This is a genomic window from Mesorhizobium sp. M7A.F.Ca.CA.003.01.2.1 (genome assembly GCF_003998945.1).
Classification (GTDB): Bacteria; Pseudomonadota; Alphaproteobacteria; order Rhizobiales; family Rhizobiaceae; genus Mesorhizobium; species Mesorhizobium ciceri.
Window position 1 is genome coordinate 1 of sequence record NZ_RZRA01000407.1, and the last position, 4,792, is coordinate 4,792.

Consider the following 4,792-nt stretch of genomic DNA (forward strand, 5'->3'; position numbering starts at 1 on the left):
ATGTAGGGGAAGGTCGAACCGACAATCAGCACCGCGTCACAGTTCTCCATCGCCTCTTGCGAAGCCAGGGTTCCAAGAATGCCGATCCCGCCGGTGGTGTAGGGATGGTCGTCCGGCAGCACCGCCTTGCCCAGCAAAGCCTTCGCGACAGGCGCCTGCAGCAGGCGCGCCGTGTGTTCGAGTTCGGCGGCCGCGCCGATGGCGCCGCGCCCGGCCAAGATCGCAACCCGCGAAGCGTCATTGAGAATGGCGGCGGCTTTGTCGAGCTCAACGTCCAGCGGTACGCTGTGACCGGCGAACATATCCTGCGGCGTGTGCGCCGGGCGATTGCGCTTGGAGCGCTTCGACGGATCACGCTCCTGCTCCTGGATGTCGCTGGCAATCGAAAGATGGGCGACGCCCTTGCGCGCCAGCGCCGTTCGGCAGGCAAGGCTGGCGACGTTTTCCATATGCGCGGCATCGGCAACATGGGCGTTATAAACGGAGACATCGTTGAACACGCGCGTCAGATCGACATCCTGTTGCGTGAACGTCTCGATCAGATCGTGGAACTGCATGCCCGTAATCGCCAGCACCGGAGCCTGGTCGAGCTTGGCGTCATAGAGGCCGGTCAGAAGATGTGTTCCGCCGGGGCCGGACGTCGCAAGGCACACGCCCAGCTTTCCTGTCCACTTGGCATATGCACATGCCATGAAGGCAGCCGACTCTTCATGCCGGACCTGAACGAAGGCAATTTTGTCGCGCCGCGTCCGCAACGCTTCCATGACCCCGTTTATGCCGTCTCCCGGCAAGCCGAACACCACCTCCACGTCCCAGGCGACGAGTGTGTCGATCAGAATTTCTGCTGCATTCGGCATGTCAGGGTAGCTCCGGGTGGATGGTGTCCGAACCGGTGAATCCCGAGTTGGTTCCTTCGTCGCAATAAATCGTGACAGGTTTCTGGGGCGATCTTCCTGGGGCGGTTTATTCGATCTGCTCGAACGTGCATTGCCGTGGCGCCTTGTCGGGGCGCCAGCGCAGCAGTTTGGTGCCATGGCGAAACCGATTGCCGGTGACGTGGTCGAAGCGGACCTCCACCACCAGTTCAGGTTCCAAAGGCTCCCATTGTCCGCTGCGCTCCGTGCTCCAGCGGCTCGGGCCGCCGGGCGCCTTGCCGGTGAATCCGGGCTCTGACCGCAGCCCTTCCAGCCGGCGCGTGAGCGCTCCTCTGTCGGTCCTGGCGATGGTCGACGTGAAGCCGACGTGATCGAGCTTGCCGTCGTCATTGTAGAGGCCGAGGAGCAGTGAGCCGACCTCACGGCTACCCGCGAGATAGCGGAAACCGCCGACAACGCAATCGGCGGTGCGCCTCGGCTTTACCTTCACCATCGCACGTTCGCCGCACAGATAATGCTCGTCGAGCACTTTGGCCACGATGCCGTCGGTCGATGCATGGCCGGCCCCGTTCAGCCATCGAGCCGCCGTCGCTGCATCATAAGTGCACTTCGACAGGCGAAGATCCGGACTGTTCGAGGAGGTCACGAAGTCCTCGATCGCTCGCCGCCTTTCGACAAGTGGTTTGCCGGTGATGACCTCGCCGCCCGGCCTGGCAAGCATGTCGAAGAGGATCAGACTGGCAGGCGTCTGCGAACTCAGTTTGCGGATTCTGCTTTGTGCCGGGTGAAGACGCATCTGCAGCGCCTCGAAGGAAAGCTCACCGTCCACCTCGATGACAATCTCGCCGTCGATGACGAAATGCCCGCGCTTGAGGTCACGCAGGATCTCCGTGATTTCCGGAAAATAGCGGCCGAGCGGCTTGCCGGATTTGGCGCGCAGGTCAACGGTGTCGTCGCTCTTGAAAGCAAGGCAGCGGAATCCGTCCCATTTAGGCTCGTACTGCCAGCGGTTCCCATCCCTTGGGATTGCATCGGCAAGCCTGGCCTCCATCGGAGACGTATCCAGCGGGAGCGGGAAGGCGTTTATCGGTTCATGCACGGATCAGGCCTCCAAAACCGGTTCAGGAACGGCTCCGGCTTTTCAACTTCCAGGACTGCACCGCGTTCCATCTGACGGGTTCATGGAGGTTCTTCACGATGGACATTTTCATTTGCCGCCGGAACCCGGTGACGGCTGGCCGCTTTGATGTCATCGGCGGCGCGAAAGGAGATGCCCATCGACCTCTCATTGTGGACAGCTTTTGTCGGAACCGTCATTCTGATGCAGGTGCCGCCAGGCCCCGACAGCATGCTGGTGATGGCCCGCGGCATCGGACACGGGCGCGGCGTGGCGTTGTTCACGGTACTCGGCATGACGCTGGGCGCCGGACTGGTGCAGCTTCCGCTGATTGCATTCGGCCTGTCTTCGCTTGTCCACGCCTCGCCGGTGGCGTTCAATCTGCTTCGATGGGCCGGGGCGGCCTATATCATGTGGCTGGGTTTCCGGCTGCTGCTTTCAGCCTCGGCAACCATTCCCACAGGTGACATCAAGGCCCTGCGGCCGCTCGCCGCCGCCCGGGAAGGAATGATCGCCAATCTGAGCAATCCCTAGCCTTTGATGTTCATGGTTGCGTTCCTGCCGCAATTTGTCGACCCGCATAGGGGCTCCGTCACGTTGCAACTGGTGCTGCTTGGCGCAACACAGAAGATAACCGGTGTGCTGGTGCTGGGAGCCTACGCCTTGGCATCGGGCGCGGTCGGCGCATGGGTCATGCGGCACCCTCGCGCAAGGCTTTGGCAGCAGCGGCTCGCCGGCTGTCTCATTATCGGCCTCGGCGTGCGGATGGTGATCGGCGGCAGTACGAGCCGCTGACTTGAAGAAATAGCTTGCCACGTCGCCTGAAGGATTGGCTTCGACACAAGCATTGTCTTCTTCAGGGGGACGGAGCATTCGCTTTGACGTTCGGCTCCGCCGCCGTTGCGGGCCGGGACCGTGTCCAGGAACAAAAAACCTGACCGGAGGTTCGAACCTCGATCTCAATGCAGCTGCAACGCTTCATCGCCATCCGATTGGAATGTTCGTCATGATTTCTTGCGTGGCCTCGGTAAAGACGCGCCTTCAATGAACAAGCCGCCTGAGAATGCTGGCCAAAGGGAAAGCAGGCGAAAAGGGGGCGACGTCGTTCGGGCTCTTGGGCTTGGCCTGATCACCGGCGCGGCCGATGACGACTGCTCGGCCATCGGTACCTACGCCAGCGCCGGAGCGCGGTTCGGCCCCGACCTGCTGTGGACGGCACCTGTCACGCTGCCGATGATGTATCTCGTCGTCTACCTTTCATCCAAACTTGGCCAGGTTTCGGGTCGCGGGCTTTTCCAGGTCATATCGGACCTCTATCCGCGTTGGCTGCTATGGTCCGTGCTGGTGGGCGTGCTGATTGGCAACACGATCGAGGCAGCCGCCGACCTTGGCGCCATGTCGGCGGCTATTGTGCTGTTCGTTCCGCTGCCTGCTCCGTTGGTCGTCACTGCCGTTGCGGTCGTCATTTTTGCCCTGCAGGTGCTCGGATCGTACAAATTGATCCGAAATGTGTTCCGGTGGCTGGCTCTGGCTCTGCTTGCCTATGTGGTCTCCGCGGTGCTTGCCAAACCGGATGCCGCTTCCATCCTGCGTGGCACGCTGTTGCCACAAATCGAGTTCAGCCGAGAGTACCTGTCCATCCTCGTCGCCATCGTCGGGACCACTCTCTCCGCATACCTTTACACGTGGCAGTCCAATCAGGAGGTGGAGGAGGAGATCGCCAAGGGTCGAACGAGCCTCGAAGAGCGCAAAGGCGCCACCGAGGGTGAACTGCGCCGATCCCGCCGCGATATCCTAATCGGCATGACGTTCTCCAATCTGATCATGTATTTTATCATCCTTTCGACCGGGTCGACGCTCTACAAGGCCGGACACACGCAGATCGAGACAGCGGCACAGGCGGCCGAAGCGCTGCGGCCGCTTGCCGGCGACGCTGCCGGCATTCTCTTTGCGGCCGGTGTAATTGGCGTCGGCTTCCTGGCCGTGCCGATCATGACCGCTGGCGCTGCTTTCGATTTCGCCCAGGCGATGGGATGGAAGAATAGCCTGCATGCCAAACCCCGGCAGGCTCCCAAATTCTACATCGCGATCGGGGTCATAACGCTGGTGGCGGTGGGTCTCAATTTCTTCGGCTTCAACCCGATGAAAGCTCTCGTCTGGTCCGGCATCGTGCAAGGATTTTCAACGCCGCCGCTGCTGCTTCTCATCCTCATCATGACCAACAATCGCAAGATCATGGGCGACAAGGTCAACAGCACAAGCACGAACATCCTGGGCGGCGTGACGACCTTGGCGATTTTTGCGGCGTCGGCGGGATTGGTGGCAAGCTGGTTCCTGTAGCTCGCATGGCATGACAGATGTTCAGGCACGGTGGAACATCGGCGGTCAAATCCCGTTGAGACGCTTGTGGGAGAAAGGAGGTTGTCCATGTCAAAGTTGCAGGCCGCAACTCCGGACCGTTTAAGGCAACTCAGGCTTGAAGCTTCAGCACATTTCGCTCCGTTGATGCTGAACGAAGCCCTGTTGCGCCTTTCCCATGCCTGCGGAGGCGACAGCCTCGACCGCTTCGAGAAAGCCATGGTTGATCAAATCGAGGCTGCCAAGGACGATCGGGCCGATTTCGAAACGATCAAGGAACTCGCGATCGAGCAGCTTTACGCCCTGGTCCGGAACGCCAACGATTCGCCGAAAAAGAAACAGTCGCTGGAGAAGATCGACACGCGCAGAACGCCCGGCCGGTCCGAAGAACCACGCACGCTCGAGGACCAACTGCAGGCGGGGTTGGAGGATTCCTTTCCCG

General features: G+C 61.0%; 6 protein-coding genes. 4 read left to right on the plus strand and 2 right to left on the minus strand.

Annotated elements, in window-relative coordinates:
• The coding region (locus EN969_RS17300) for a thiamine pyrophosphate-binding protein (RefSeq protein WP_245467454.1) at nt 1-857 on the minus strand (857 nt) is incomplete at its 3' end.
• Nucleotides 858-963: 106 nt separating this feature from the next.
• Nucleotides 964-1,926, minus strand: a complete 963-nt coding sequence (locus tag EN969_RS17305) for an ATP-dependent DNA ligase (protein ID WP_050596396.1) — start codon at nt 1,924-1,926, stop codon at nt 964-966.
• A 219-nt stretch (nt 1,927-2,145) separates the two neighbouring features.
• On the opposite strand from EN969_RS17305, the gene EN969_RS36050 reads away from it, so the two are divergent.
• The 4 genes from EN969_RS36050 to EN969_RS17320 all read left to right on the plus strand — a co-directional run.
• A complete protein-coding gene (locus EN969_RS36050) occupies nt 2,146-2,526 on the plus strand; it encodes a LysE family translocator (RefSeq protein WP_244514263.1) in 381 nt (126 codons plus the stop codon).
• Nucleotides 2,527-2,532: 6 nt separating this feature from the next.
• On the plus strand, nt 2,533-2,787 hold the full coding sequence (locus tag EN969_RS36055) for a hypothetical protein (RefSeq protein ID WP_244514264.1): 255 nt from the start codon (nt 2,533-2,535) through the stop codon (nt 2,785-2,787).
• Between the two features lie 249 nt (nt 2,788-3,036).
• Nucleotides 3,037-4,332 carry an Nramp family divalent metal transporter gene (locus tag EN969_RS17315; protein ID WP_063170144.1) on the plus strand — a complete coding sequence of 432 codons (1,296 nt, stop codon included), beginning with the start codon at nt 3,037-3,039 and terminating at the stop codon, nt 4,330-4,332.
• A gap of 87 nt (nt 4,333-4,419) precedes the next feature.
• Nucleotides 4,420-4,792: hypothetical protein (locus EN969_RS17320; RefSeq protein WP_127312973.1), on the plus strand; the 373-nt coding region annotated here is incomplete at its 3' end.